General features: G+C 46.0%; 22 protein-coding genes. 11 read left to right on the forward strand and 11 right to left on the reverse strand.

The window, feature by feature from the left end; all coding sequences use genetic code 11:
- The first annotated feature begins 63 nt into the window (after positions 1–63).
- Positions 64–618, forward strand: coding sequence for an Npun_F5560 family protein (locus QUB63_RS17180; protein WP_332946471.1), 555 nt, complete (start codon positions 64–66; stop codon positions 616–618).
- Positions 611–1,264 (forward strand): hypothetical protein, encoded by a 654-nt coding sequence (locus tag QUB63_RS17185; protein ID WP_332946472.1) that lies wholly within the window; start codon positions 611–613, stop codon positions 1,262–1,264. The genes QUB63_RS17180 and QUB63_RS17185 overlap by 8 nt, the downstream gene beginning before the upstream one ends.
- Positions 1,265–1,361: 97 nt before the next feature.
- Here QUB63_RS17185 and QUB63_RS17190 read toward each other — a convergent pair whose 3' ends face one another.
- Positions 1,362–1,706, reverse strand: a complete 345-nt coding sequence (locus QUB63_RS17190; protein ID WP_332946473.1) for an STAS domain-containing protein — start codon at positions 1,704–1,706, stop codon at positions 1,362–1,364.
- Between the two features lie 86 nt (positions 1,707–1,792).
- Positions 1,793–1,972 carry a hypothetical protein gene (locus QUB63_RS17195; protein WP_332946474.1) on the reverse strand — a complete coding sequence of 60 codons (180 nt, stop codon included), beginning with the start codon at positions 1,970–1,972 and terminating at the stop codon, positions 1,793–1,795.
- An 85-nt stretch (positions 1,973–2,057) separates the two neighbouring features.
- Here QUB63_RS17195 and QUB63_RS17200 point away from each other — a divergent pair, with 85 nt between their 5' ends.
- The 5 genes from QUB63_RS17200 to QUB63_RS17220 all read left to right on the forward strand — a co-directional run bounded on the left by QUB63_RS17200 (position 2,058) and on the right by QUB63_RS17220 (position 6,099).
- Complete coding sequence (locus tag QUB63_RS17200) at positions 2,058–2,681, forward strand: DedA family protein (protein ID WP_332946475.1); 624 nt, start codon at positions 2,058–2,060, stop codon at positions 2,679–2,681.
- A 379-nt stretch (positions 2,682–3,060) separates the two neighbouring features.
- Positions 3,061–3,795 (forward strand): hypothetical protein, encoded by a 735-nt coding sequence (locus QUB63_RS17205; protein WP_332946476.1) that lies wholly within the window; start codon positions 3,061–3,063, stop codon positions 3,793–3,795.
- Positions 3,796–3,858: 63 nt separating this feature from the next.
- On the forward strand, positions 3,859–4,473 hold the full coding sequence (locus tag QUB63_RS17210; RefSeq protein WP_332946477.1) for a Uma2 family endonuclease: 615 nt from the start codon (positions 3,859–3,861) through the stop codon (positions 4,471–4,473).
- 209 nt (positions 4,474–4,682) lie between these two features.
- Positions 4,683–5,255, forward strand: a complete 573-nt coding sequence (locus tag QUB63_RS17215; protein ID WP_332946478.1) for a Uma2 family endonuclease — start codon at positions 4,683–4,685, stop codon at positions 5,253–5,255.
- Between the two features lie 415 nt (positions 5,256–5,670).
- Positions 5,671–6,099: a hypothetical protein gene (locus QUB63_RS17220; protein WP_332946479.1), complete on the forward strand. Its 429-nt coding sequence runs from the start codon at positions 5,671–5,673 to the stop codon at positions 6,097–6,099.
- A gap of 114 nt (positions 6,100–6,213) precedes the next feature.
- Here the strand turns inward: QUB63_RS17220 and QUB63_RS17225 are convergent, their stop codons facing one another.
- A complete protein-coding gene (locus QUB63_RS17225) occupies positions 6,214–7,125 on the reverse strand; it encodes a PPC domain-containing protein (protein WP_332946480.1) in 912 nt (303 codons plus the stop codon).
- A gap of 48 nt (positions 7,126–7,173) precedes the next feature.
- Positions 7,174–7,602 carry a hypothetical protein gene (locus QUB63_RS17230; RefSeq protein WP_332946481.1) on the reverse strand — a complete coding sequence of 143 codons (429 nt, stop codon included), beginning with the start codon at positions 7,600–7,602 and terminating at the stop codon, positions 7,174–7,176.
- Positions 7,603–7,904: 302 nt separating this feature from the next.
- Here QUB63_RS17230 and QUB63_RS17235 point away from each other — a divergent pair, with 302 nt between their 5' ends.
- A complete protein-coding gene (locus QUB63_RS17235; protein WP_332946482.1) occupies positions 7,905–8,726 on the forward strand; it encodes a pentapeptide repeat-containing protein in 822 nt (273 codons plus the stop codon).
- A gap of 38 nt (positions 8,727–8,764) precedes the next feature.
- Here QUB63_RS17235 and QUB63_RS17240 read toward each other — a convergent pair whose 3' ends face one another.
- From QUB63_RS17240 to QUB63_RS17255, 4 genes are all read right to left on the reverse strand, one after another.
- Complete coding sequence (locus tag QUB63_RS17240; RefSeq protein ID WP_332946483.1) at positions 8,765–9,094, reverse strand: type II toxin-antitoxin system Phd/YefM family antitoxin; 330 nt, start codon at positions 9,092–9,094, stop codon at positions 8,765–8,767.
- A gap of 4 nt (positions 9,095–9,098) precedes the next feature.
- Positions 9,099–9,689 carry a Uma2 family endonuclease gene (locus QUB63_RS17245; RefSeq protein WP_332946484.1) on the reverse strand — a complete coding sequence of 197 codons (591 nt, stop codon included), beginning with the start codon at positions 9,687–9,689 and terminating at the stop codon, positions 9,099–9,101.
- 62 nt (positions 9,690–9,751) lie between these two features.
- Positions 9,752–10,438: a Uma2 family endonuclease gene (locus QUB63_RS17250; RefSeq protein ID WP_332946485.1), complete on the reverse strand. Its 687-nt coding sequence runs from the start codon at positions 10,436–10,438 to the stop codon at positions 9,752–9,754.
- A gap of 409 nt (positions 10,439–10,847) precedes the next feature.
- Positions 10,848–12,050: an argininosuccinate synthase gene (locus tag QUB63_RS17255; RefSeq protein ID WP_332946486.1), complete on the reverse strand. Its 1,203-nt coding sequence runs from the start codon at positions 12,048–12,050 to the stop codon at positions 10,848–10,850.
- A 340-nt stretch (positions 12,051–12,390) separates the two neighbouring features.
- Here QUB63_RS17255 and QUB63_RS17260 point away from each other — a divergent pair, with 340 nt between their 5' ends.
- The 3 genes from QUB63_RS17260 (at position 12,391) to argZ (ending at position 19,605) form a co-directional block, all read left to right on the forward strand.
- Complete coding sequence (locus QUB63_RS17260; protein ID WP_332946487.1) at positions 12,391–13,329, forward strand: glycosyltransferase family 2 protein; 939 nt, start codon at positions 12,391–12,393, stop codon at positions 13,327–13,329.
- 786 nt (positions 13,330–14,115) lie between these two features.
- Positions 14,116–17,247: a PAS domain-containing protein gene (locus QUB63_RS17265; protein ID WP_332946488.1), complete on the forward strand. Its 3,132-nt coding sequence runs from the start codon at positions 14,116–14,118 to the stop codon at positions 17,245–17,247.
- A gap of 243 nt (positions 17,248–17,490) precedes the next feature.
- Complete coding sequence (gene argZ / locus QUB63_RS17270; protein WP_332946489.1) at positions 17,491–19,605, forward strand: bifunctional arginine dihydrolase/ornithine cyclodeaminase; 2,115 nt, start codon at positions 17,491–17,493, stop codon at positions 19,603–19,605.
- Between the two features lie 1,214 nt (positions 19,606–20,819).
- Here argZ and QUB63_RS17275 read toward each other — a convergent pair.
- The 3 genes from QUB63_RS17275 to QUB63_RS17285 all read right to left on the reverse strand — a co-directional run bounded on the left by QUB63_RS17275 (position 20,820) and on the right by QUB63_RS17285 (position 26,530).
- Entirely contained in the window at positions 20,820–21,965 is a 1,146-nt protein-coding gene (locus QUB63_RS17275; RefSeq protein WP_332946490.1) for a citrate synthase, read from the reverse strand.
- 334 nt (positions 21,966–22,299) lie between these two features.
- Positions 22,300–22,794, reverse strand: coding sequence for a phosphohistidine phosphatase SixA (sixA, locus tag QUB63_RS17280; RefSeq protein ID WP_332946532.1), 495 nt, complete (start codon positions 22,792–22,794; stop codon positions 22,300–22,302).
- 127 nt (positions 22,795–22,921) lie between these two features.
- Entirely contained in the window at positions 22,922–26,530 is a 3,609-nt protein-coding gene (locus QUB63_RS17285; RefSeq protein ID WP_332946491.1) for a diguanylate cyclase domain-containing protein, read from the reverse strand.
- Positions 26,531–26,574 lie beyond the last annotated feature (44 nt).

Here is a 26,574-nt window from a genome sequence, read left to right on the forward strand (position 1 = left end):
CCTCTGAGGTAAGGCAAAGATATTTTAAAGAAACACATTTTATAGCAAAAGCTGAGAGTCATTGTGAATCAAACTAAACTGGTAAGCTCAAAAGAACTGCAATCAGAGGTATCTCGTCTCACCGAAGAGCTGCAAATGCGCGACCAATTGGTGCAGCAGTTGTCTCAAGAACTTTTTAGGCTGGTGAAGGGAAATTCGAGTTTTGTGCCGGCGCCGGAAGTTTCCGATCGCCACCAAGCTCAAATGCAGGCAATGCGGGAACAACTGCAAGCTGTCGAAGAACAGGTGGGTTTTTATCAGGAACAAATCGCCGAGCGGGATGCAGAGGTTTACCAACTGCGGCAGTCGGTGCAAGAATTGACCGATCGCTCTAGAATGCTGGAACAAGTGGTTCAGGAATTGCCGGGGGTTTACCGCCAGAAGTTTGCCGAACGGATCGAGCCGATTAAGGAAAAATTGGATCAACTGCAAAAGGAAAACCGCCAGTTGCACACCGAGTTGCAAAGCGTTACTTACCGTCTGGCGGTGCGCAATCGCAAGGCGAAGGGCCTGGATCTGCCGAGCGTCGATCCTGATGACGATCGCGGGATTCAAATGCCGAGCTTTGGCAATGTCTAAGGTTTTGATTGTGGCGGGCGGCGATGAGGGCGCGGCCGATCGTCTCAAGGCTGCGATCGCTCAATCCGATCCTTTAACTACTGATGTCCAGATATGTGCGGTTTCTGAACTCAATTCTGGCGCGCGATCGGATGGTGGGGCGATCGTTTGTCCTTTGACGCTGGATCTGCCGTCCGATCTGGTTTTTCCGGGTCAAGATGTGTTTCGATTTTGCCGCAACGTTTCGGCGGGGCGCGATCGAGTGGCCCAGGAGTTACAAGTGCCCGTCGGCGATGGCAATTTTTGGCTGCCTGTGGTGTTGACGGCAAAGGGGCCGCTGTATGCTGAGGCGATCGCTGCGGAATCTGACAACTTGTCGGGCGAGTTGAGTTACCGTCAACCGCTGCATTTGTCGGATGTTTGGCGGCAGCAGTTGTACGAGTTGGCTTACCGCTTGCTGCATCTTTTAAATGCGCCGCCGGCGACTTATTTGATGCAGTTCGGGTTCGTAGGGGAAAGGATTTGTTTCGATCGACTTTGGCCTTTTCCGGCTGCACCTGCGATCGCTTCTGTCGGCGTTCAAGTGCCGGATTTATTTGTCTGTCATTGGTATTGCTTGACAAATAAGCCGATTTATGATATAGAAATTAATTCTTTGTGTTTGTAGTGAGGACTTCAGTCCTCTCTTGATGAATCAATCAGGACTCTTCGTCCTTACTGCGAACCTAGTTATGGGCAATTAAGGGGACATAATATAATTTTTATCAAGCAACTAAAGCGGGAGTTTGTGTTGAGATAATTTGCTCGAAACTGTCGAAAATTTCAAAGAGTTGGTCGAGTTGAGTAATTTCAAATATTAACCTGACTGTGACTGAGAGGTTGCAGATGACGAGGCGGCATCCCCGGTGGCGGGCGGCGTTGAGTCCGCCGACTAGGGCGCACAAGCCGGAACTGTCGATAAAATCTACGTCGCCCATGTCAATTACCCAGAGTTTGTGGCGATCGGGCAAAATTTCTGCTAGCTGTTGCTGGAGGAGGCTGCCTGCTTGGGAGTCGAGGCAGTTGTGAGGTTGCAGGATGATGTGTTGGTTGAAGTTGGGAAATTCCATAGCAGTTATCCTAGGATTGTACAGTACGAATAAGTGAGTTCAGTTGCTGATTCTGTTCAGAAAATCAGCGGATTTCAGCGTATGTTTTAGGATGGGCGATCGGGGCTGCTGTGAAAGCGGTGGCGATCGCACTTGTGATAAATTGAGTAGGAAAACTGGCTGGCGATCGCGCGTCCGGCAACCGCAACAATTCTCGATTTATCTATAATGCCCTGAAGGCTAATTTTTAGTTGGGCGAGCGATCGCAAGTGTAGTGTGTTTTTCATCACAGCGAAAGATTGCACTATTGGCGGAATCGAGCCAATATATAAAAGTATTGAGAAGAGCAAAAGTTTACGAAGGCAGTATCGAATGTCTTTTGAGTTTTTATCGTTAGAGACTATTCAGCAATTTGCGCGAGATTACGGCTACTGGGCTGTATTTCTGGGAATTTTGCTAGAAAATCTGGGAGTCCCTCTCCCAGGCGAGACGATTACGATTGCTGGCGGGTTTTTGGCCGGCAGCGGGGAACTGAATTACTGGTATGTGCTCGGAAGCGCGATCGCCGGTGCGACTGTGGGCGGAAATTTCGGTTATGCGATCGGCAGATACGGCGGCTGGCCCCTGCTCCTGAAGCTGGGAAAATTTTTCCGCTTTCGGGAAGAACAACTGTTTGACTTAAAAGAAAAGTTTAGCGAAAATGCAGCTAAAGCCGTATTTTTGGGTCGTTTCATCGCACTGCTGCGAATTTTTGCCAGCCCCCTAGCGGGTATCGCAGAAATGCCCTTTTGGAAATTTTCGCTGTTCAATGTTCTGGGTGCAGCAAGTTGGGCATCTGTCATGGTAAGTTTGTCATATTTCCTAGGACAAGTTGTGTCTTTGGAGAAGTTGGTAGCTTGGGCGGCTCAATTTGCGGTAGTTGCTTTGCTGTTAGCAGTTGCTTGGATTGCAATTCCTATTTGGTTGGAGTCGCGCAATTTGGACAAGACTAAGTAGGAACACAACAATGTTGTGTCTTTGTCTAAGTTACCGCGCCAAGTAGGGACACAACAATGTTGTGTCCTTATTTTTTGTATTGTTGTGTCCTTATGTTTGGTATCGTGCAAAATAGGAATATAACAATTCAGTCCTAGACGCATCATATCATCTCCCGTGGATTGACAACAATAAGATTGGTTTGTAGTGCGGACTTCAGTCCGCAGCCTGATAGCGGACTGAAGTCCGCACTACGAACCGTTTTTGTCGGGTTTTTACCTAATCTCTGGGTGACAACGAAGATTTTTGGTTAAAAAACCCGGTTTCTGACCGCCCGTGCGTCCAGGACTACATTAATTATTTGCTGCAAATTCGATCTTTAATTGGGAAGGATTTAAATATGGGATACACTACAATTTTTGACGGAATATTTCATTTAAACAAGCGGTTATTGGACAGCGAAACTCTTTACTTATTGGAGTTTTCTCGGACGAGGCGGATGAAGCGAAATCCTGAAATTTTGCTAGATGTTCCCGATGCGGCGAGAATGGCGGTGGGTTTGCCTTTGGGCGAAGAAGGCTGCTATTTTGTCAATGAAAAGTGGGATGAAGAGTCGGAATTGTCGATCGTAAATTACAACCGCCCGCCGAAGACTCAGCCAGGATTGTGGTGTCAGTGGATTCCGACTGCTGACGGCGGGGGGATTCAGTGGAATGGCATGGAAAAGTTTTATGATTATGTGGAATGGTTGCAGTATATTATCAACAATTTTATCGAACCTTGGGGTTATGTTTTGAGAGGTGAGGTGAATTGGCAAGGGGAAAGAGAAGAGGATGTGGGTATGATTTGGGTTGAGAATAATGCGATCGTTTCACCCGAAGGTGCAGAGGAATTGTTGAGGTATGCGGTGTCGCCGGTATCTGTACCAAAGTTTGTTTGGGATTGTTTGCAAGCGGTGGAAGCGACGGGGAAGCCTCTGACGGGTTGGTATGAATTAGTCGATCGCGCTGTGGAGTTGGGACACGGGGAAGCGGCGCTGTGGATTAAGCCTAATATGGATAAGTATTTAGATGGTTGGTATCGGGGTTTTGAGTTTGAGGGGAAGGTAATTAAAATCACAGATAGTGAGCTTTAAGCGGTTGTTTGGATTGCGGATAATCCGGTTATAATTGTGAGTACGATCGCAAAAGGATGTAGTATGACGGCATCAACAGAAATTCGCGAAGAAGTAATTGAGGGAAAAGTTGAAATTTATTACTCCACTGAAGAGTATTTAATGCTGGAAGAGGGGGCAGAATTTAGAAGTGAATATCAGGATGGCAAGATAATTCCTATGACAGGCGGAACACCAAATCACAATCAAATAGCTGGCAATTTTTATGGGGCGCTAAATCTGGCTACGAAAGGACAACCATATCGAGTATTTATAAATGATTTGCGTTTGTGGATACCGTCGAAGCGGGTTTATACTTATCCCGATGTGATGTTGGTGGCGGGAAAATTGGAGTTTGCTGAGGGTAGGAAAGATACGATTACTAATGCGGTGATGGTAGCGGAGGTTTTATCGGAATCGACGGCGGACTATGACAGGGGTGGCAAGTTTAAACTTTTTCGTTCTATTCCTAGTTTTCGAGAGTATGTTTTGATCGATCAGTACGAGATGCACGTCGAACAGTTTTGCAAGACGGATGACAATAAGTGGGTTTTGTCTGAGTATGATGGTGCTGATGCGGTTCTGGTGTTGAGTTCGGTGCAGTTTGAGATGTCTTTGGGCGAAATGTACGATCGCGTGGATTTTGAGTCGGAGGAGTGAGCGATCGCCCTCGAACAATTTGATTAAGTAATATTATGTCCGACCAATTGACCGTAGTTCTTGTAGGGGCGGGTTCACTAACAATACCGGCCAATAATTGACAATCTCAAAAACCCGCCCCGGCCGAGATATCGCGAGAGAACGACTGGACAGAATATAAGAATCGAATTAAGCGAGTAGATTCAATCAGAAAAGTCGAGAAAAACCTCATGATTGCCAACAAAAATTCTCCTGATGTTTCAGTTAAAGACTATTTAGAAGGTGAACTGGTAAGTCCCATCAAGCATGAATACAGGAACGGACAAATCTATGCAATGGCAGGGGCAAGTAATCCCCATGTTTTGATTTGTCTAAATTTAGCAACTCTGCTGAGAAATCATTTGCGCGGAAGTGGTTGTCTGGTTTTTATGAGCGATACAAAAGTAAGATTGGAGACAATTAATAGCTTTTATTATCCAGATATAGCTGTATCTTGCGATGAACGAGATACTACTTCTGTTGCCGACTTTATCTGCTATCCTTCGCTAATTGTGGAAGTCCTATCTCCCACAACTGAGGCGTTTGACAGGGGAGATAAATTTGCGGATTATCGATCGCTCTCAACAATGCAAGAATATGTATTAATCGGTCAACAGCGGATGAATGTAGATTGCTACCGTCGCGATGTCGCAGGGCGTTGGGTTTTTTCTTCCTGCGGTGAGGGGGAATGTCTGGAGTTGGCTAGTATCAATTTTCAGTGTCCAATCTCTGCTTTGTATGAGGATGTTCCTGGATTGAGTTAAGATGGCGTTGGGTGAAATGTTCGATCGCGTGGATTTTGAGTCGGAGGAGTGAACTGATATAATAATTAAGTCGATCGAGCAAAAAGCATAAACTTAGATTGTCAGTTCACTCACGCTATGCAGATGGCACACTTGTGCTGAAAAACCAGCAACCGCCGCGACTTGGGGAATCAAGACCGGATCCAAATGCTTTAGGCGCTCATTCTCAGTTAAGATACGATACTTATAACCAGAGGATTTATCAGGCGCGAGAATTTGATGAGTCAGGGCAACCAGTCAGAGATATTGATTTTACAAGTCCCACCTATCCTAATGGAAATCCCCGTCCAGATCATCTACCGCCACCGCATCAACATCGATGGACACCAAATCCCACCGGTGGTACTCCTACTAGAAGTAGAATCCCGGAAGCATTATGAAATCTGAAAAATCGGCTATTACCTACAATATCGGTCAAAAATGGGCTGTGACGCTTTGCTGCGAAGCAGAGGAAAAACTGGAATTGAGAGTTGCAAAAATCCTTGAGTATTTAGACAAAAATTATCTCTTAAACCAATGGGCAATATCTGATATTGAGGCTACGGGCAGTTACGGCAATTCCTTGACTGCGCGGTGCAATAATCAGGAAATATTTCAGGTATCTACTGCTGATTTGTTGGATGTAATGAGGGAAGAAGGTCAAGTTATTGAGTTAGATGCTAGTTTGCTAAAAGATGACGAGGAATTGTTTAAAATATTGATTCGAGATGGGGTTTCAATTGATTTGCTTGGCAGCGGGGAGATGATGCCGCTGACGGTTTTGGGCAAATATGTTTATGTAGACAAAGAACTATTTATGTGGTAAATAATGTGGGGCGATCGCACTTCAAAAACCTGTTAGCAATCTGTCAGAGAAGATGACGAACAAGTGAGGAGAGGAAGTGCGATCGTCATCATTAGTGTACTATGTAGCATAAGTTTATGGAGCCGACATAGTAAGAGTGTAATGGGTTTCTGTAGCTTTTAACCGCACAATAACAATGTAATTACCTGCTCGCAACTCTTCTTTTTTAATTAGTCCTGGCTTTGAGTTAAAAGCAGATGTATATCCATAATTATCTCCAATTACTCCACCTTTGCCTGAGTATAAATACATTTCTACTTCGCTACTGACACCATCTAAAGATAGACTAATGCTGCTAGGATTGTCTAGTTTGAAACCGTAAAATTGCTCTCGTTTTTTTAAACTAACACTGCCATTTTTGGGAATAGTCTTTTGCTCCACAGAACCAACATTTTCAACTTGACTTGTATCGTTAACAATTTGAAGTGAATATTTGGTGTCTCTAGCTTTCAATTTCACAACAACAATATAGCTCCCCTCCTTCAATTCTTTTTTAATCATTGCTGATTGAAATTTATAAGCAGAGGTATATCCATAATTATCTCCAATTACTCCTGTGCCATCTTTATCGGAATATAGATATATTTCTACTGCGCTATTCACGTCATCTAAAAACAGGCTTATATTACTGGGATTACCTATCTTAAAACGGTAACGTATCTCTCGATTATTAGAGCTAAGATTACCAACGAATGGGCAAAAACCCTCCAAAAAACCAATGTTTACGGTACTGCCATTTTGCTCTGCTTTGCAAGGATTATGGTCAGCAGGAATTTGTACAGGGGAAGGAGGTAGTGATGCTCTCGGTGAAGTTTGCTGTGTAGGGAAAGGATTGAGCGTGGGCGATGGAGAATACTCAGGATTTGGTTTAGTAGGAGGAGGTGTTGTTTCTGTTGGAGGTGGAAAACGAATTGGCGGGCCTACTATTACCAGTGCGATAATTCCTAATATAACCACACCAAATAAACCAATTACTACGGGTGCCATATCTTCATCATTACCTTTTTGGCTTGTTTGGCTATCGGGAGGGTTCAGTCAGAAGTTTCCTCCGTGAAAAGTATTTCCCTGAAATACATTCTTGATATCCTCTGCCAACTTGCTATAGTTTACGACGGTTGGCTGGTGAGAATTGAGATCACCTGCTACTTGTTGAATCATTTGAGCAATATTGGAAGTTTTATCTTGATTTACTGATGCTTGTAACTCAATAATTGCTTTAGCAACTTCAGGATCTTGTGCTGCTGCTTGTAACTCAGTAACAGCTTTACTATAATTGAGAGGCTGCCGTTCAGCTAGTTCTATCGAGCTTACTATATTGGAAGATTTCCTGTTGAGCAGGGATAGCAATTTGCTACCATCCTCAAATATCTTATTTGCCAGATTTTCACCCGTCTTTTCAAGTGCTTTAGTTGAAATTAACGTAGCGATTGCGGTTCCAATAGCCGTTAATGTTACAGGTTCCATATAAAATTCCTCAACTTGGCTGAATAAAAGTTTATTTTTTCGCTGACAGAGACAGCAATTACAGTAAAAGTTACTAAATAACTCTCTGCGTTAACACCATTTAAAGGCTGCAAGTTCTAACTGCTTTTGTAAAACTATACCAAATCCACCTCTACCTTAAAAGGTCAAAAAGTAGCATAAAAGTAATACAAAAGTAACATTAAAGTAATAACGGAGTCGATCGCTCCTCTGACGAGAATCTTTACCTGTTGCGGTATAATCTAGTCGTTGGAGAGGTTTTAGATGTGAGGGGACTTTGACCCATGACCGTTGACGAAGCACTAGACATTGTAGAAGTCGCTCTAGACTACCAAGCCCTAAACAAAGTTCAAGAGCTAGTCTTTCGGAAATCCTGGGAAGGCAGTTCTTATATAGAAATGGCTAAAAGCAACGGGTATGAACCTGATTATATCAAAGATGCTGGTGCCAAACTATGGAAGTTACTCTCAAAAGGACTTGAAGAAAAGGTTAAAAAAGATAACCTTAAGTCGGTTATGAAGCGATACTTACGGCGAAATCAAGTGAGCGTACAGCGAAATCTGACCATCGAAGTTAATCTCAGCGGCGCAAATCTTAGTGGAGCAAACCTAAGTGGAGCGGGACTATTTGCAAACTTAGTAAAAGCTGATTTGTGCCAAACGGATTCACACAAACCAATAATAACCGATCCTAGCACTGAATCAAATAAAGAAAATACATTGAGTGAAGATGAACAAAACCAGGAAACTCAGCCTCACTCGGAAAACACAATTGACTGGAACGGTTTTTGCTTTCACTCAGAAGCACAAGTGAAAATTGCCGAAACGCTCGATCGCACTTCCGCACTCTTCATCCCCAACACTCAACTGCGAGTGACAACACCCGCCGGCAGACAAAACCAAAAAGCTCAATTTCTCGTCTTCCACCAAGGCAAACTAGGGATTCTTGAAGTTGACGGGCCCGAAGATGCAGCAGAAGATGAAGCGGTAGATATTCTGGCGATAAATTCTGGCATCTGTCTTGTCAAACATTACGACGCTACCCGATGCAGCGAACAACCGGATCTAGTTGTGCAAGAGTTTTTGGAAATATTGAGTCAGGAATAGGTATGAAAAAGCGCGATTATTAATAATCAAAAGTTTAACTATGCTTTCAACTGTTGTAAGTCTATTGTTTCTCCCTTCTGGGCTTGTTGGATGCCCGATCGCAACTGAGCCATAAATTCGCGGTCGGAGAGAATTTCTATCGTTTCTAACAAAGATTCAAATTGTTTAAAACTGAGGGCAACGATTGCCGGTTTCCCATTCTTAGTGATGATAGCTGGCTCTGCTACTAAGTCATCGGGCCACTTTGGTAGTTGTTGTTGCGCTTCTGCAATTGTCAAGTATTTTGGCATATTTGCAATTATGTTTTTTTGCTCGGAAACTTCACCATTTCTATTATACCGCACTCGCCCTGTTTTTAAGCTAGCCACTCGTTCAAGTCTCTATTTCCGCATCATTCCCAGCAAACACTACATCCTCATATATGCTATCAATACTCGTGCGAAAGTCAACACTAGCTAAGTAAACTTCGCTTCCGGGCGTATAAGAAGTCAAAACCCACAACCCCTCAGCATTGCGGCGAAAACACTCCACTCGCTGCCGCTTTTGGCTAATCAATACGTACTCCTGAAGCGTTTCTAACTCCTGGTAGTCAGCAAACTTATCTCCCCGATCGAATCCTTCAGTTCCATCAGACAAAACCTCGATAATTAAACAAGGATATTTTTTCAGAGATTTAAAAGCTTTGTCCCGTTCATCGCAACTCACCATCACGTCAGGATAGTAGTAGATATTTGCTGTATCAATTCGGGCTTTCATGTCTGACATATAGACGCGACAGCCTGTTCCTCGAACATGATTTCTCAACAGTGCAAATAAATTTCCGGCCGCAGTCACATGAGCATCGCTTGCACCAGCCATTGCATAGACTTCGCCCCGAATATACTCATTCTTGAAAGGGCTGAGTTCCTCTAATTTCAGGTATTCTTCTGGGGAAATGTAATTTTGGCTTTTATTAGCAATCATTGCTTTTCCCGAATTAAGTTTTTTATGATTCTAGTATCCGCAATCATATTATAGCACAATAATCACTCTGTTTTCAAGCTTGCAATCTGTTGAGCAAACCAGATAGCTGCACTGCCATTTGTTTCTGCATTCAAACGTTCCAAAGTTTGATTCAATAAAGAAATTGGCAGTCCAGACAGTGCTAGAGAAGTCTCGCATTCCTGATATTTGCCGTTTGACTGCAACCTAAATGCGAAAACTCGCAAACCTTTAACATCAATTACCCAATATTCAGGAATTCCCAAATCGGCATAGAGATATTTTTTTTCATCTAAATCTATTGTTAAAGTTGTGTCAGAAATTTCGCCAACTAAATCGGGTACTCGCCACTGTTCTAAATTGATATAACGCCGTTCTCCTGTTTGCCAAGTTGGGTATTCGCTGCCCAGGTAAAGCATTAAATCTGGCGATGCAGCTTGCTTTTTAGGTTTTTCTAGCAAGCAGCCGCCCAGAGAAGTGAATATCAGTCCTGGTGTTTGACTAAACCAGAACGCAAATAACATCGTAAACAAGTTATTGATGCTGGCGTGATTGATTCCTTCTTTTCCCATATCGATGACCAAGAGCCGATCGCCATTAAAGAACAATCCGATGTTATCATCGTTTTGAGCGTCGCGATAAGCCAAGTAATCTTCCCAAGTGGCTGTTTGACCTTGGGATGCGGTTGCCGTAATATCTGTTTGAATAAGTTTTGAGATTGAGGCAGTCATGGCATTTGCGGGGATTTTTTAATTATTATATTTATAGTTTAGCAAATGAGGTGGGGAGTTCGCCGGGGGTTTAAACCCCCGTCTCATAGCTAAAGTCGTCTAAAGACGACTGAAAAACTTAGATGTAATTAGGCTAATTAACCGATGTTAGTTGCACAGTTAATTAACCGATGTTAGTGGCACAGTCCGCCGTTCGTTTAAACCCCCGTCTCAAAGCTAAAGTCGTCTAAAGACGACTGAAAAACTTCGATCGAATTCAGATCGGGTTAATTAAAAAACTCATAAATTATTCAGTCCTCTTTCAGAGGACTCGCAGCTCTGAGCCAGGGGTTTAAACCCCTGGCGGACTGCGGAATGATGCACTCTACAAATTTCTAACCCCTGGCGGACTTATGCGTCCTACAAATTTCTACCCTCTATTTTTCTCCGACCAAATGCGTGTTGGCAGTCCCCAAACGTAGACAAATCCTTCCGCCGCCTTGTGGTCGAATTCGTCCTCAGCGCCGTAGGTTGCTAAGTCAAAACTGTACAGCGAGTTCTCTGATTTGCGGCCGACAATTGTCGCATTTCCTTTGAACAGTTTGAGCCGCACAGTTCCAGTTACTCGCTTTTGCGTGTCCTGAATAAATGCGTCTAACGCTGTTTTTAAAGGGTTGTACCAAAGACCGTTGTAAATCATTTGGCTGTAGGTTTCTTCGATGCCGCGCTTGTACCGCGTGACATCTGCTGTCAAGGTCAAACTTTCTAAGTCTCGGTGTGCGTGCATCAAAACTAAAATCGCTGGAGTTTCGTAAATCTCCCGCGATTTAATCCCGACTAGGCGGTTTTCAATCATGTCGATGCGCCCGACTCCGTGATTTCCAACTATTTCGTTTAGTTGGGTAATTAAGGCGACTGGTGATAAATCTTTGCCGTTGAGAGTGACAGGATTTCCGTATTCAAAACCGATTTCAATGTATTCGGGCGTCTCGGGTGTTTGTTCGATCGCCTTTGTCATCAAAAACACCTCTTCCGGCGGTTCCGCCCAAGGATCTTCGAGGATGCCGGCTTCGATCGCCATTCCCAACAAATTGCGATCGATACTGTAAGGCGAAGACTTCTTCACCGGCGACGGAATGCCGCATCTCTCGCCGTAAGCGATCGTTTCCTCCCGGCTCATTTTCCACTCCCGCGCCGGTGCTAAAATTTTAATCTTGGGATTGAGCGCGCCGATCGACACATCGAACCGCACCTGATCGTTTCCTTTGCCGGTGCAACCGTGGGCGATCGCATCTGCACCGTATTTTTCGGCAGCTTCTACTAACAATTTAGCAATCAGCGGGCGGGCCAGCGCCGTAGAAAGAGGATACCGATTTTCGTAAAGCGCGTTAGCTTGAATTGCTGGAAACGCATAATCTTTGACAAATTCCTCCGTAGCATCGATTACCAACGATTCCGAAGCACCCGATGCTAAAGCTTTTTTGCGGATCGGTTCTAATTCATCTCCCTGTCCCAAATCCGCCGCCAGAGTAATTACCTCTTCGACTCCCCACTCGTTCTTGAGGTAAGGAATGCAGACAGAGGTATCGACTCCGCCGGAATATGCTAGGACAACTTTTTTAGCGCGACTCATTGCTATTTACATCCTGAATTTAACTTAATACGGTTGGGTTAAGACTGTTTATTGCCCGGAAATCGCCCTTGCATACCCCCTACTCCCCCTGGTTGTAGGGAGACTGTCGATCGAGTTCTTGTCCCCCCCTTGACAAGGGGGGTTAGGGGGGATCTGGCTTCACCCAACCGTATTGGAATTTAACCGACTTTTTATTATGCACCTAATTGAGATCGATTCTTGTCAGAAATAGTACAGATTTAGATATTCTTTTTTTGCTAGAGTTGGCTATTTCCCGGCCCAGTTGCTGCGAAAAATCTGCTACCGTGGGATACGGTAACTGTGGCGATGGGGTAAAGCCGTGTTTTTTAGTGTTGTGATTCCGACGTACAATCGTAAACCGATTTTGGCAAAATGTCTGCGGGCTTTGGAAAATCAGCAGTTTGGTAACAGTGTCACAGATTATGAGGTGATTGTAGTCGATGACGGTTCGACGGACGGGACGATCGAGTGGTTGGCGGCCAATGGGGAGGAGTTGTGTCACGTGCGATCGATCTGTCAATCTCACCAAGGCCCCGCCGCCGCCCGGAATTTGGGCGTTGAAGATGCTAAGGGCGACACGATTATTTTTATTGACAGCGATTTGGTGGTAACAAAGCATTTTTTGCGATCGCACGCAGATGCTTTGCTACAGGCTTACAAGGATACTGATGCGGTTTTTACTTACGGCAGCGTGATTAATACTTGCAATTTCGATAATCCCACTGCGGAACCTTACAAAATAACTGATTTTTCTGCCGCTTATTTTGCTACGGGAAATGTGGCGATCGCCCGCCACTGGCTGCTGCAAGCTGGATTGTTTGACAATCGCTTTCAACTGTACGGATGGGAAGATTTAGAATTGGGTGTCAGGTTGAAAAAATTAGGTTTAAAATTGATTAAATGTCCGCAGGCGGTCGGCTATCACTGGCATCCACCTTTTAGTTTAGAGCAAATTCCGGGGATGATTGACCGAGAAATTCAGCGCGGGAGAATGGGAGTTTTGTTTTATCAAAAACACCCGAGTTGGGAAGTGCGGCTGATGATTCAAATGACTGTTTTGCACCAAATACTGTGGGGTGTTTTGTCTTTGGGCGGGATGCTGAACGAGCGCACAATGAAACCTTTTTTGCAGTGGTTGATTGACCGAGGCAAGCCGCAGTTAGCTTTAGAAATTGCTCGGATTTTTCTGAATTGGTATAATGTGAAAGCCGTGTATGCGGCTTGCGGTGAATTGCAGGCTGATACAAAAGTTCCTTAAACAGTTGACAGTTGACAGTTGACAGTTGACAGCGAGGTTTTTAGAATGGGGATTTATACCCCACCCTAAAAACATTCCGCCTTGAGGCGGGGGTTTTAAACCCCTAAATTTTGATAAATTAACCCGATCGCCCAAACAAAATATAAGATATTGTCAGAGCTTGTCAGGGCTTGTGCAGTTGCCGAAAGAAAGTAAGTAAATTTACTGAAAAAACACAATTCCGAGCAACCCGATAAATACAGCCAAAACAGGGTTTTAAACATGGTAAAAGTTCTACGTTTAATTAAATTTGGCCGATTTGTCGGTAATTTGAGGAAGATCGGCTGTTTTATCGAGATCCTCAGATATTTTTATGCGAAGCGTTTTAATAATGCAGACATTTTTGATACAATTATTACAAATATCAGGGGTGTCCTAGATTGGCGATCGATCCGACAGTTCCACTGCCTCAATCGCAAAAAAAGCTGAGGGTCTGATTTATGCTGCTATAGCTGATAAAAGCATCGCATACAGTCGCTCATTGACCACCAGCGCTCTAAAAATAGGATGCGGAGCTGATTGAAACTTTTACTGCTCAAATCCGCGCCATAAATCAATATCTACCAAATACTCTTGCTGCTGCAAGCTAATAGTTCTATTGACAAATAGTTGTAGACTTTAATAATTTTTAATGCCCCTTAAAAAATCCTACTTTGAGGCAAGTCTGTTGTGAATATATCTGATAAAAAATACGCAAAAACACAAACGCGGGCATCTGAAAGCGAGAGCTTACAACAAAACATTTTAATGATTGACGACCACCCAGAAAGCTTGCGCCTTTTATCCCAGCTTTTGTCTAAGCGGGGATATAAAGTGCGGCCGACACGGGATAGCAAAATCGCTCTCAACTTTGCGCGATCGACTCCACCGGATTTGATTTTGCTGGACATCATGATGCCCGGTATGGATGGCTATCAAGTCTGCGAACAGCTAAAAGCTTGCGCTAAAACAAAAGATATTCCTGTGATTTTCATCAGTGCTTTACATGAAGTATTTGATAAAGTCAAAGCTTTTTCGCTGGGGGCGGTAGACTACATTACTAAACCGTTTCAAACAGAAGAAGTGGTGAGCCGCATCGAAAATCAACTGCTGCTCAGTCGTCTTTCTAAGCAAATTGTAGCACAAAATGCGCTGCTGCAAGCAGAAATAGAAGAACGCAAGCGGGTCGAAGCACAACTGCGAGAAAGTCAGCGCTGGCTGTCGGCAGTAATTAAAATGAATCCTAATGTTTTGTACATTTACGATGCGATCGAAGAGCGGATTTTATATCTCAATCGCGAACTGTATACGGATCTTGGCTACTCGCTGGCACAAATACAGCAAATGCCATCAGCATTTATTCGTAACTTAATACACCCTGATGATTTGCAGGCATTCTCAGAACATATCAGCAGGATTGAGACAGCAAAAGACGGTGAAATCTTTGAGTTTGAGTACCGAATCCAGCACAAAAACGGTGAATATCGCTGGTTTTTTAGCCGGGATACCGTGTTTACCCGAACAGAGGATGGCAAAGCTTGGAAGATTCTGGGAACTGCTACTGAGATTAGCGATCGCAAACAAGCAGAATTTGAGCTTAAAACAGCTTTAGCTGCTTTGGAACGGCAAATCAAGCAAAGATTTCTGCTAGAAACAATTACTCTCGAAATTCGCTACAGCTTAAAGCAGGATCAAGTTTTTCAAACAGCGGCGGCCCAAATCTGTCGCGTTTTTAATGCCGATTGCTGCTTGATTCACATCTACACCGAAGACCCAATTCCCCGCCTTCCTTGTGTGGCGCAGTACATAAAATCTGAAGGGAAATCGCTTTTAGATTTAGAAATTCCCGTGGAGGGCAATCCTCACGTTCAGTTTGTCTTGTCCCAAGATAGAGTTGTAGTTTCGGACGATGTTTTTGCAGAACCGCTGCTAGAAAATGTCAGAGATTTGTGCTCTCAAATAAATCTGAAGTCGATGATAGCCGTCCGCACTTCCTACCAGGGAAAACCCAACGGAATGATGTGCTTGCACCAGTACGATCGCCGCCAATGGACGGCAGATGAGATCGGATTGTTGAAAACTGTGGCGGCACAAATGGGAATTGCGATCGCCCAAGCCAATCTTCTCGAACAAGATAAACAGCAGCGACTTAAACTTCAACAGAGCGAAGCTAGTCTAGCAGCAGCCCAGAAAATTGCCCGTATCGGCAGTTGGGAATTTGATGTCCTCACAAATAAAATCAGTTGGTCAGAAGAAGTATTCCGCATTTTTGGTCTTGACTCAACCGCGCCTGAACCGACATATGACCAACTTTTACCGATGTATCATCCCGACGACAGAAACTTGTTCAAACAAACTGTCAGCCGCGCTATCTCACCAGGAATTTCCTACCAAAAAGAGTTCCGAATTTTGCATTCGGGCGGTCAAATCCGATACTTGGAAGCAAGGGGAGCATCTGTTTTTAACGAAACAGGAGAAGTAATCAAACTGTTGGGAACAGTAATGGATATCACCGATCGCAAACAAGCCGAAGCAGCTTTGCTTCTTAGCGAAGAACGCTTTTATCTGGCATTTGAAGGCAGTGCGATGGGATTGTGGGATTGGAATCTTGTCACGGGAGAAGTCTATTTTAATTCGCGGTGGAAAACGATGCTAGGATATGAAGTAGAGGAGGTAGAAAATAATATCGCATCGTGGGAGCAACTGGTACATCCAGAGGATTTGCGTCCGGTTAAAGCAGCGCTAAATGCTCACCTAGAAGGCAAAGAGCCGACTTACGAAAAGGAATTTCGGATGCTGACAAAATCCGGCGAGTGGAAGTGGATTTTGAGTCAAGCGAAGGTGATGGAACGATCTGCTGCGGGAAATCCTTTGCGGATGACGGGCACGCATATCGATATTAGCGATCGCAAACAAGCCGAAGTAAATTTGCAATTTAGCGAACAGCGAGAACGAGAAAAAGCACAACAGCTAGCACAAACTCTGGAAGATTTAAAAAATGCTCAATCCCAGCTCATTCAATCCGCAAAAATGTCAAGTATCGGGCAAATGGTAGCGGGAGTTGCTCACGAAATTAATAACCCCATCAGCTTCATCTACGGCAATATTATTCCCGCCGCACAGTACGCTCAGGATTTAGTAAAATTGCTCCAGCTCTACCAACAATACTATCCCCAACCAGTTCCAGAAATAGCCGAAGAATTGGCAGAAGTCGAAGTGGATTTTATCGCTGAGGATTTCCCGAGAATCATGGCTTCAATGCAAGGAGGTGCAAACCGAATTAAGCAGATCGTGCTGTCTTTGCGAAATTTTTCTAGACTAGACGAAAAAGATTGCAAAGTAATCGACATTCATGAAGGGATAGAGAGCAGTTTGGTGATTTTGCAGCACCGATTGCAGTCGCAGCCACAACGTCGGGAGATTCAAGTTATTAAAAATTACGGCGAACTGCCAAATGTCGAGTGTTATCCGGCGCAATTAAACCAGGTATTTATGAATTTGCTGTTGAATGCGATCGATGCTGTGGAAGAGTCATTAGTCATCAGTCATTCGTCATTAGCAAACAATATTTCAACAGTTACAAATGATGCCGGACAAATGTGTGAGAAAAATCCTCAGATTCGCATTAGCACTGAAATAAATAGGGACAATCAAGTTGTTGTGCGGATTGCTGACAATGGGCCAGGTATCCCTCCCGATGTTCAGTCAAGGATGTTTGACCCGTTTTTTACTACCAAACCCATCGGCAGCGGCACTGGTTTGGGATTGTCGATTAGTTACCAAATTGTGAAAGACTCCCACGGCGGTAAGTTGTGGTGTCATTCAGAAGTTGACCGGGGAACAGAATTTGCGATCGAACTACCGATTTCGCAAACAGTGAAAAGTAAAATTGGTTTGTAGTAAGGACTTTAGTCCTCATAATCTGAGGACTAAAGTCCGAAGGATCAAACCTTTTATTAAGTATTTCAAGCAAAAGGTCTGTCGTTGTGTTAAATCTTATCCCGAGCGTGATACAATCATAAGTTGACCTTTTGGGGGCCCAGACGTTCCGCTGCTAAAATTAGTAGTGGATATTACAGTTGCTCTTATACAAACTCTGTCAACATACGTCTGCTGTAGCGTCTACCACATTTTAACTGAATTATGACTGACTCAATTCGCTTCCTCATGTGCGCTCCCGACCACTACGACGTGGACTACGTGATTAACCCGTGGATGGAGGGAAACGTCCACAAATCATCGCGCGATCGCGCCGTCGAACAGTGGGAAAAACTTTACCACGTCCTCAAAGACAACGCCGTTGTAGACCTCGTACCGCCCGAAAAAGGCTGGCCGGATATGGTGTTTACCGCCAACGCAGGCTTGCTTTTAGGCAATACCTTCGTGCTCAGCCGTTTCTATCACAAAGAGCGCCAAGGCGAAGAACCCTATTTTAAAGCATGGTTTGAAAACAAAGGTTTCACCGTGCACGAACTGCCGAAAGACTTGCCGTTTGAGGGTGCAGGCGATGCTTTGCTCGATCGCGAAGGACGCTGGCTGTGGGCAGGATACGGCTTCCGTTCCGAACTCGACTCGCACCCGTTACTCGCAAAATGGCTCAACATTGAAGTGCTTTCGCTGCGTTTAGTAGACGAACGTTTCTATCACCTAGACACCTGTTTTTGTCCCCTCACAGGCGGCTATTTGCTCTACTATCCAGCAGCATTTGATTCCTATTCCAACCGCTTAATTGAAATGCGAGTTGCGCCGGAAAAACGCATTGCCATTGAAGAAGCAGATGCCGCAAATTTTGCCTGCAATGCCGTCAATATTGACAAAATTGTGGTAATGAACAAGGTTAGCGAAGGCTTGAAAACGCGCATAACTCAGGCCGGATTCCAAGTAATCGAAACGCCGCTGAGCGAATTTCTCAAAGCCGGAGGCGCAGCTAAGTGCCTGACGCTGCGGGTGACGGAACCGGTGCAAGAAGATCGATCGGCAAACGTGATGGTAGAAAGCCGCACAATTCGCATGGAAGGCCACCTGCTCGATGCTGGTTTAATCAGTCGCGCTTTAGACTTAATTATCGAAAACGGCGGCAGTTTCCAAGTGCTGAATTTCAATTTAGGAGAGCAGCGGCAAAGCACATCATCTGCGGACGTTAAAGTTTCGGCTCCTTCCCACGATGTGATGGAAGAAATCATGGGACTGCTGATTGACTTGGGTGCAGTTCCTCCGCCGCAAGAGATTTGCGATGCTATTTTAGAAGATGTCGTGCAAGATGGTGTCGGCCCCGACGACTTTTACGTTAGTACAATTTATCCCACGGAAGTGCGGGTAAACGGTCAGTGGATAAAGGCGCAAAATCAGCGGATGGACGGCGCAGTTGCTATTACTGAAACTGCGGAAGGCCCGGTGGCTAAGTGCAAATTATTGCGCGATTTAAAAGTAGGTGAAAAAGTCGTTGTTGATGTGGTTGGAATCCGCACCGTCCGCAAAACAGAATCGCGGGAACAGCGCAATTCTCAAGAATTTAGCTTTATGTCTGGGAGCGTTTCTAGCGAGCGCCGCGTAGAATTGGTGGTGGAACAAGTAGCGTGGGAATTGCGCCAAATTCGCGATCGCGGCGGTAAAGTTGTAGTGACGGCGGGGCCTGTTGTCATCCACACCGGCGGCGGCGAACATTTAGCGCATTTGATCCGCGAAGGTTACGTGCAAGCATTGTTGGGTGGAAATGCGATCGCAGTTCACGACATGGAACAATCGAGCATGGGAACTTCTTTGGGAGTTGACATGAAACGCGGCGTTGCTGTGCGCGGCGGACACCGCCACCACTTGAAAATGATTAACACTGTGCGGCGTTATGGCAGTATTGCTAAAACCGTTGAAGCAGGGGTGATTACTAGCGGTGTGATGTACGAGTGCGTGAAGCACAATATACCGTATTCTCTAGCCGGTTCGATCCGCGATGACGGGCCGCTTCCCGACACGCAAATGGATTTGGTTAAGGCTCAAGAAGAATATACTGAGCTGTTGCGGGGCGCGGATATGGTGTTAATGCTGTCGTCTATGCTGCATTCGATCGGTGTGGGAAATATGACGCCCGCGGGTGTGAAGATGGTCTGTGTGGACATTAATCCGGCTGTGGTGACGAAATTGAGCGATCGGGGGTCGATCGAATCTACTGGAGTTGTTACGGATGTGGGATTGTTCCTGAGTTTGTTGGTGAATCAATTGGATAAGTTGACTAGCCGCCATCACGTAACTCAATCTGTGTAGATTTGGCGGTTGAAACGGCGTCTTGTCAAAACAAGTCAAAATCTGTACGCTAATCCACAAGCCCGCCGGGGGTTTTCAACCCCCGTCTCATAGCGAAAGTCCTCTAAAAGAAAACTGAAAAATACATTTTTTACAAGTATTTTAATGTTTTTTTTCAGTCGGTTTCAACCGACTTGCGCTATGAGACAGGGGTTTTCAACCCCTGGCGGCCCTTGCGCTCTGAACCGATAATTTATACCTATTTTCACAACTATTGCAACATTATTCGTAGGGTGCGTCACATCGAAAATTCATCAAGAAAGAGCAACAATCTGACAGATCCGCACCAAGCGATAATCGTTGAAAACACAACCCTCCGTTTCACTCCGCCCAACAAACAATTGTTGTGTAACAAGACTTTTGATAAATGGTATTAGCACGTAGTTTTTTCTAAATCAGACGGATATGGCAGCCAACAATAATAGTCAAAAAATGACTGTAGATCGAGCTCGTGCGATCGCTCAGGAAATATGTGAACAACAAGGATGGCCTTTTTTCGACCCAATCCACGTCTATTCAGGCAAGGAAGAGTGGGTAATTACTACAAATTATGGTTGTAAAGGATGTAATGCTGTCATAACTGTGAGTAAAGCAACACGAAAAATTATACAAATAGGATTTGCTCCTCGGTAGAGAGGACTTACGCACTCTATAAGTCAATACGGTTTACTTAAGACAGCCCTGGGGGTAAAACACTATGAAAAATAGATACGGAGATTGCTTTCATAAAAGATCGCGTTCATGTATAGCGTTCCTCTCTGCGGACAATCTTAAGTGAAACGTATTGAGTTTCACCCTAGTTTTTCTTGCTAAATCCAAAAATGACGCACCCTACCGAAACTTATTGGCGATCTTCCAATAAAAAACCTCAGACCCGCAAGTCTGAGGCCCGGAGTTCCTGAAAATCGTCACTTGTGACTATTCTCGCCAACGAACAGCACAACCTACAAGAGGGGTGAAACCCAGCACGGCAGCTTTTAGCAGACAGAGATTGCTTCCTGACTCGCAAGGCGAAAGCAATTTTTGATTCAACACTTCATATCATGTCCGATCGATTTACCGCAATAAGCAAAGTTCGTAGTGCGGACTTGGGTCCGCAGCTTTTTGCGGACCCAAGTCCGCACTACGAACTGTTTTTGCGATCGCCATTTACCATCGCGCTTGCTCATTATGCTTTAAGATGGGGGTCTTTCCTCGATCGCAATATAAGGAGCACCGTGAGTCCCCGTATAGATTTGAGTCGGGCGGTAAATGCGGTTTGCTTCTAGCTGTTCCTTCCAGTGGGCCAGCCAGCCGGAAACGCGGGCGATCGCAAAAACTGGCGTAAACAAGTCAGTCGGAATTCCCATTTTCCGATAAACCAGACCCGAATAGAAATCTACATTGGCATAAATTCCTTTGTGAGCCAATTTTTCCTCAACCACTTCTTCCAACTTGACAGCAATGTCGTAATAATCATCGCGGCCGAAGTTGTCAAACAACTGTTCCGCTAACCCTTGAAGAATAGTTGCTCTCGGATCTTTCACCTTATAAACTCGGTGTCCGAAACCCATGATTTTGTCCTTATTTTCAACGCACTTCTCGACAAAAGGCCGCACGTTTTCTACCGAACCAATTTGCTCCAACATCTCAATCACTTCTTCATTCGCTCCCCCGTGCAGCGGCCCCGCCAAAGTACCAACTGCTGAAGCAATCACCCCGTAAGGATCTGTCAGCGTCGAAGCTGTTACCATTGCCGAAAATGTAGAAGCATTGATTGTATGTTCCGCGTGGAGAGTCAGACAAGCATCAAAAATATTAGCCAACAGCGGATCGGGTTCTCGCTCGTTGAGCATATACAGAAAGTTAGCTGAGTAGTTCAAGTCGTCCCTCGGCAACAGCGGGTCATTACCCCGCCGCATTTGTTGGAACGCTGCTACCATTGTGGGAATCTTAGCTAGCAGTCGCACTACAGCTTCTCGAATGTATGCTGGGTTAGCCAGAGCTCGGCGCGAGTAAAATAAACCTAAAGCCGCTGCGGAAGCTTGCAGGGCATCCATCGGATGTCCTCTTTCGGGAAAGCATTTCATCATGTCCCGGATGCGATATTTGATCCGGCGGTGATAGCGAATTTCATGCTCGAAGGCTTCTAGTTCTTCCTTTGTCGGAAGTACGCCCCAGATTAATAAATATGAAGTTTCCACAAAGGAACTTTTGAGTGCTAGTTCCTCAATGCTAATCCCGCGATATTCCAGCAACCCTTTTTGTCCGTCTACGTAACTAATACTGGACAAGGTGGCGGGAACACCTTCTAAACCTGGTTTGAATTCGCCGACGACCATTGCGATACCGTATTGTGTGAGTTCAATCTACTGAAAGTACATTACCAGAAACCAAGATAGTGTCACCGTCTTGACAAATAATCATTTAATTCGCGACTCAGGGGCTGGCACGGGCTCAGAAACCGGATTTTTCAACGGAGGGAGCGATCGCACCGCTAGATTTTTTCCCCCCTCAAACCCAGTTTTTGCCTCCGAGAATGCGGGTAATAGAGAGCTGGCGCGTCCTGTTAATAAGCTGTAGTGCCTTTAAATTGTATATTTAAATCCCCTATCAAAACTCCCCCTCGGACACTCTCCCTCTCGCACACTCTCCCCCTCTGGGCCTCTCATCTGTCTAGGGGAGCAAAAACTTGGGCCCAGTCAGCCAGAACATTTGGCTGCGGCCGACTGGGGAGCCGGTTTCGGGGAGGATTAAGCCGATGATACCTGCTTTTTTGACGATGAGCGCGTCGTTCGATCGCCCCCAAAGCAAAGTTTCAGCCCAATTGCCCAAATCTGGTTGGTGGCCTACCAGGGCCAAGCTGCGGCTGCCTGTTTCCTGCCACTGCTTGTACCACCTCAGCCAGTCCCCGATGCCTCCTGAGGGTGCCAGGGCGGCGGATTCTGCTATTTTGGAACTCAAACCCGCCCAAAGCAGGATTTGCGCGGTTTGCGAGGCGCGCACTAGCGGGCTGGCGAGAATCAGATCGAACTGAATTTCGAGATCGTACAGCCGTTGGGCGACTTTTCGGGTTTTACGATCGCCCTCTTTAGTCAGCGGGCGTTCTGAGTCTGTTTCGTATTCTTCGGCATCGGCTGCGATACCGTGACGGATTAGATATAAATACACGCTTGGCTGTCCTTTTGATAGCTGTGCGATGGCTACGCCCCGGCTTACGCCTACGCACGCGATGGGTGAAGTTTGGCGAGATCGACATTTTTCGCCTATTCTACAACTGGGTTGAAATCTCGCGCCGTTATCTGGTTTGTGCTTCGGCCCAAAAGCGATCGCGCCCTTGTCGTTTCGCATCGTACAATGCTCGATCGGATGCGGCAATCAGTTCCTCGGGCGATTTTTCGCAGCAGGGAACCATGCTAGCAATTCCCATGCTCACAGTCACGATCGCGCTCACATCAGATTGCTCGTGAGGGATTGCCAAATCTCGGATTGCCTGTCGCATCGACTCAGCAACTGCGATCGCCCCTGCAGCATCCGTATTTGGCAAGATAGCAGCAAATTCTTCGCCCCCATAGCGCACAAACAAATCGGCGGAACGTTTAACCGCGGCTGCTGCGGCTTTCGCGACTTTCACCAAACAAGTATCCCCAGCTTGATGTCCGTATAAATCGTTATATCGCTTGAAATAATCTACATCCAACATAATCAACGAAAGCTGTTGTTGGCCCTGCATCAGTCGGTGCCATTCCAACTGCAACCGCTCATCAAAACAGCGGCGGTTTGCTACTTGTGTTAACCCATCTGTCGTAGCAATTAATCTTTCTTGTTCGGCGCGGTTTCTGAGTATCTCCTCGGCTTGCTTGCGTTCTGTAATATCAGCAAAAGTCGTCACTACTGCATAGGGTTTAGACTGATTGAGATGGAACAGCGGCTGCGAATTAATCGAAATCCAAGTCAGCGTTTTATCCGATTTGTGAATGCCCATCACCACATTCGATCGCCCTTGTCCCGTGCGCAGGGTGAGGATTGCCGGATGCTGTTGGCCCGGGAACGGTTGGCCATCCTCCCGAACGGTTCGCCAGTCTAAATCTACGGATGTGCGCCCCATCATTTGCTCGGGGGTCAGCCCGAGAATTCTTTCGGCACTTGCATTACAGGCAGTAATTTGTCCGTTTGCTAGCTGGAGTACGACACCTTCTGTCATGCTAGTAATCACAGAACGGTAGCGTTCCTCGCTCTCCTGCAATTGACTCAGGAGAAGGTTTTTAGCATCAAACTCTGAAGCCAGATGCAGGCTGCCTGCCAGAAACCCGGCCATCAGTTGTAAAGTTTGAATATCTGACTCGGTAAAGGCAGAGGGTGTAGCTGAAAGCACTTTTAAGACGCCCACCCGATCGTCCTGATAGAACAAGGGAACAACCACCATTGACCGGAGACCAATGCGCTCACAGGCAGCCCTATTTACCCGTGCATCGGTTTCTGAATCCTCGCAAACCATGATTTGGCCGGTCGCAATACATTTTCCCGATAAACTTGTCCCTACTTTGAGCCGTAATCCAATATAGGCGGAGACAATACCACTCGCTGCCCGATACACCATTTCATCCCCTTCCAGGATTTCAATCACTGCTCCATCGGCGCGGGTCAAATCTTGAGTCCTCTCTGCAATCACCGCCATAACTGCATCCAGGTTAGGATTGCGGATGGCGATTTCCTGTTGGGTAGCAATCACTATACCCAGACGCTGGAACTCTTGTTGTAATGCTGCTTCTGCTTGCTTGCGAGCGGTGATATCCTTCATAAAGCAGTGATGCCCGATCGATCGCTCCTGCGAGTCGTAGGCTGCCAACATCACCAATTGCTTGTAAAAAATCGAGCCATCTTTGCGGATACCCCTGGCCTCAACCTCCACTCTGCCATCAGCTAGCATTTTTTGATAAGCCGCCATCATCATGTCGAGATCTTCTGGATGAACTGTTTTCTGCCAATTCATACCAACCATTTCTTCAGGCTGATAACCCGCTATATTGGCATAGGCTTGATTGACGCTGATATACCTTCCCCAAATATCCACCCGCGAGATGCCTTCGACGGCATTAGCAAGGGCTGTACTCATTTCTCTGAATTCTGTTTCCGCCTGGACAAGATCCGTAATGTCTTGGGCTGTGCCAAACAACCGAATGACTTGTCCCTCTGCATTGAGTTCGGCCTGTCCCCTGCCTTCGGTATGGCGGATAGAACCATTCGGGTGCAAGATTTTGAGCCGCAATCGATAGGGTTCTCCGCGAGTGAGCGCTCGTTGAACTACCAGGTGTAGCTGTTCGGCACTTTCGGGATGGTAAAGCCGCAGGTTTTCTTCATAGGTAGGTTCGCCCAGTGCCCTGTCGCGTCCCAAAATCTCGAACAGTTCGGGAGACCAGGTAATTTTACCCGTAATTACGTCAAATTCCCAGTTACCGATGTGGGCAACCCGCTGGGCTTCAGACAACCGGGTTTCACTTTGTTGCAGGGCTGTTTCTGTCTCCTGCCGGCGAGTAATGTCCTTTTCGTTCACCAGCAACATCAAGTTGCCTGTTACGGGGTCGTTGATACACCGCACGTCCATCCCGTGCCACCGAATCCCCGCCAGAGTAATCACTTGAGCCTCCGCGCTAAACACCTCGCCGGAATTAAGAACTGCCATTGCTCGCTCTCCTACCTGAGGGTCAACAAAGTGCCTCACAAAAGCATTATCTGTCGCAGAGCGAGGGTGCAGCGCATCTCCGTAACAGCGCAAGGCGGCCGGGTTTTGCAGCAGCGGCAAGCCTTCGAGAGTGTACAGCGAAACCATCAGCGTGGTGTGCCGCAGTGCCTCGATCGATCGCAGGGTTTCCGGGTCGATTTGATGAGTTTCCAGCCTACCCTCCACCAGCATCGCCAAACGCCCGCTGTCAATCCTAATACCAGAGCACCGACAGCGCACAGAAACAGGCAAACCACCCGGGTAAAACGTCCACGGCTCCGACAAGGTTTTGCCTTGCTCAAACTGTCGCAGATAGCTCTGCAAGCGAATCCGAGTACACTCCGACACATCGCTAAAGTTGCGGCCCGCGAGTTCTTCCCGCGTCGAAGCATTCCACAGGTACAAGGATGCTTGGTTTGCCCACCACATTTGCAAATGCTCGATATCAAATATCCAGATCGGGTTTTGCAACAAGTCAAAGGCTCTGAGGTGGACAATATCCCCGATCGGGGAACACGCAAACTCTGGTTGCAAGCAATTGTGATGGTTGACTCTTGGCGCGCTTGAAGTATTCCGATCGGTTCGCTCCGGTGCTGTTTCCAGTTGCAGCGGTTGATTTGGCGCTAGTATCGGGTGGTGAGATTCCAGTTGCCGCATCCTCAAGCCGAGCTGCACTGCAACGTGTTGCAGGATCTGAACCTCGAGAGGTTCCCACTGACGCGGACTGCTGCATTGATGAGCAATCAACAGTCCCCAAAGCTTGGGAGATTGCTGCTGTTTGCCATCTAGCAAAATTGGTACAACTAAGTTGGCCTGCACTTGGAGGCGCGAGAGCAATTCGACATGACAAGCTTGAAGATGACCGCTGTGAATATCACAAATGCTGCTGGTTTCTCCCCGGCTGTAACGCTCTAACCAGGTTGTTTCAAAGCAAGGGTCATAAATCAGTTGTCCCAGGATGTGCGACCACTCGTCACCAACGGATTCGGCCAATACTACACTATCCTCATGCTGTAGGAAGCGATAAATAATTACGCGATCGGTTTGCAGCAGCAGCCTGGTTTCTTCTACCGCACACTGCAAAATTCTCTCCCGAGTCCCAAACTCGTTAATTTGACGTGCGATTTCTGAAAGTTTTTTTATGATTTTCTCTAACGACCAAGAGAAAGCCTGTTTTGTAGACATCTCCATGTTCCTTTTTTTTTACCAAATCTCTATTCTAATCGGCC

This window comes from Microcoleus sp. ARI1-B5, assembly GCF_036705795.1.
In the GTDB taxonomy this organism is placed as follows: domain Bacteria; phylum Cyanobacteriota; class Cyanobacteriia; order Cyanobacteriales; family Microcoleaceae; genus Microcoleus.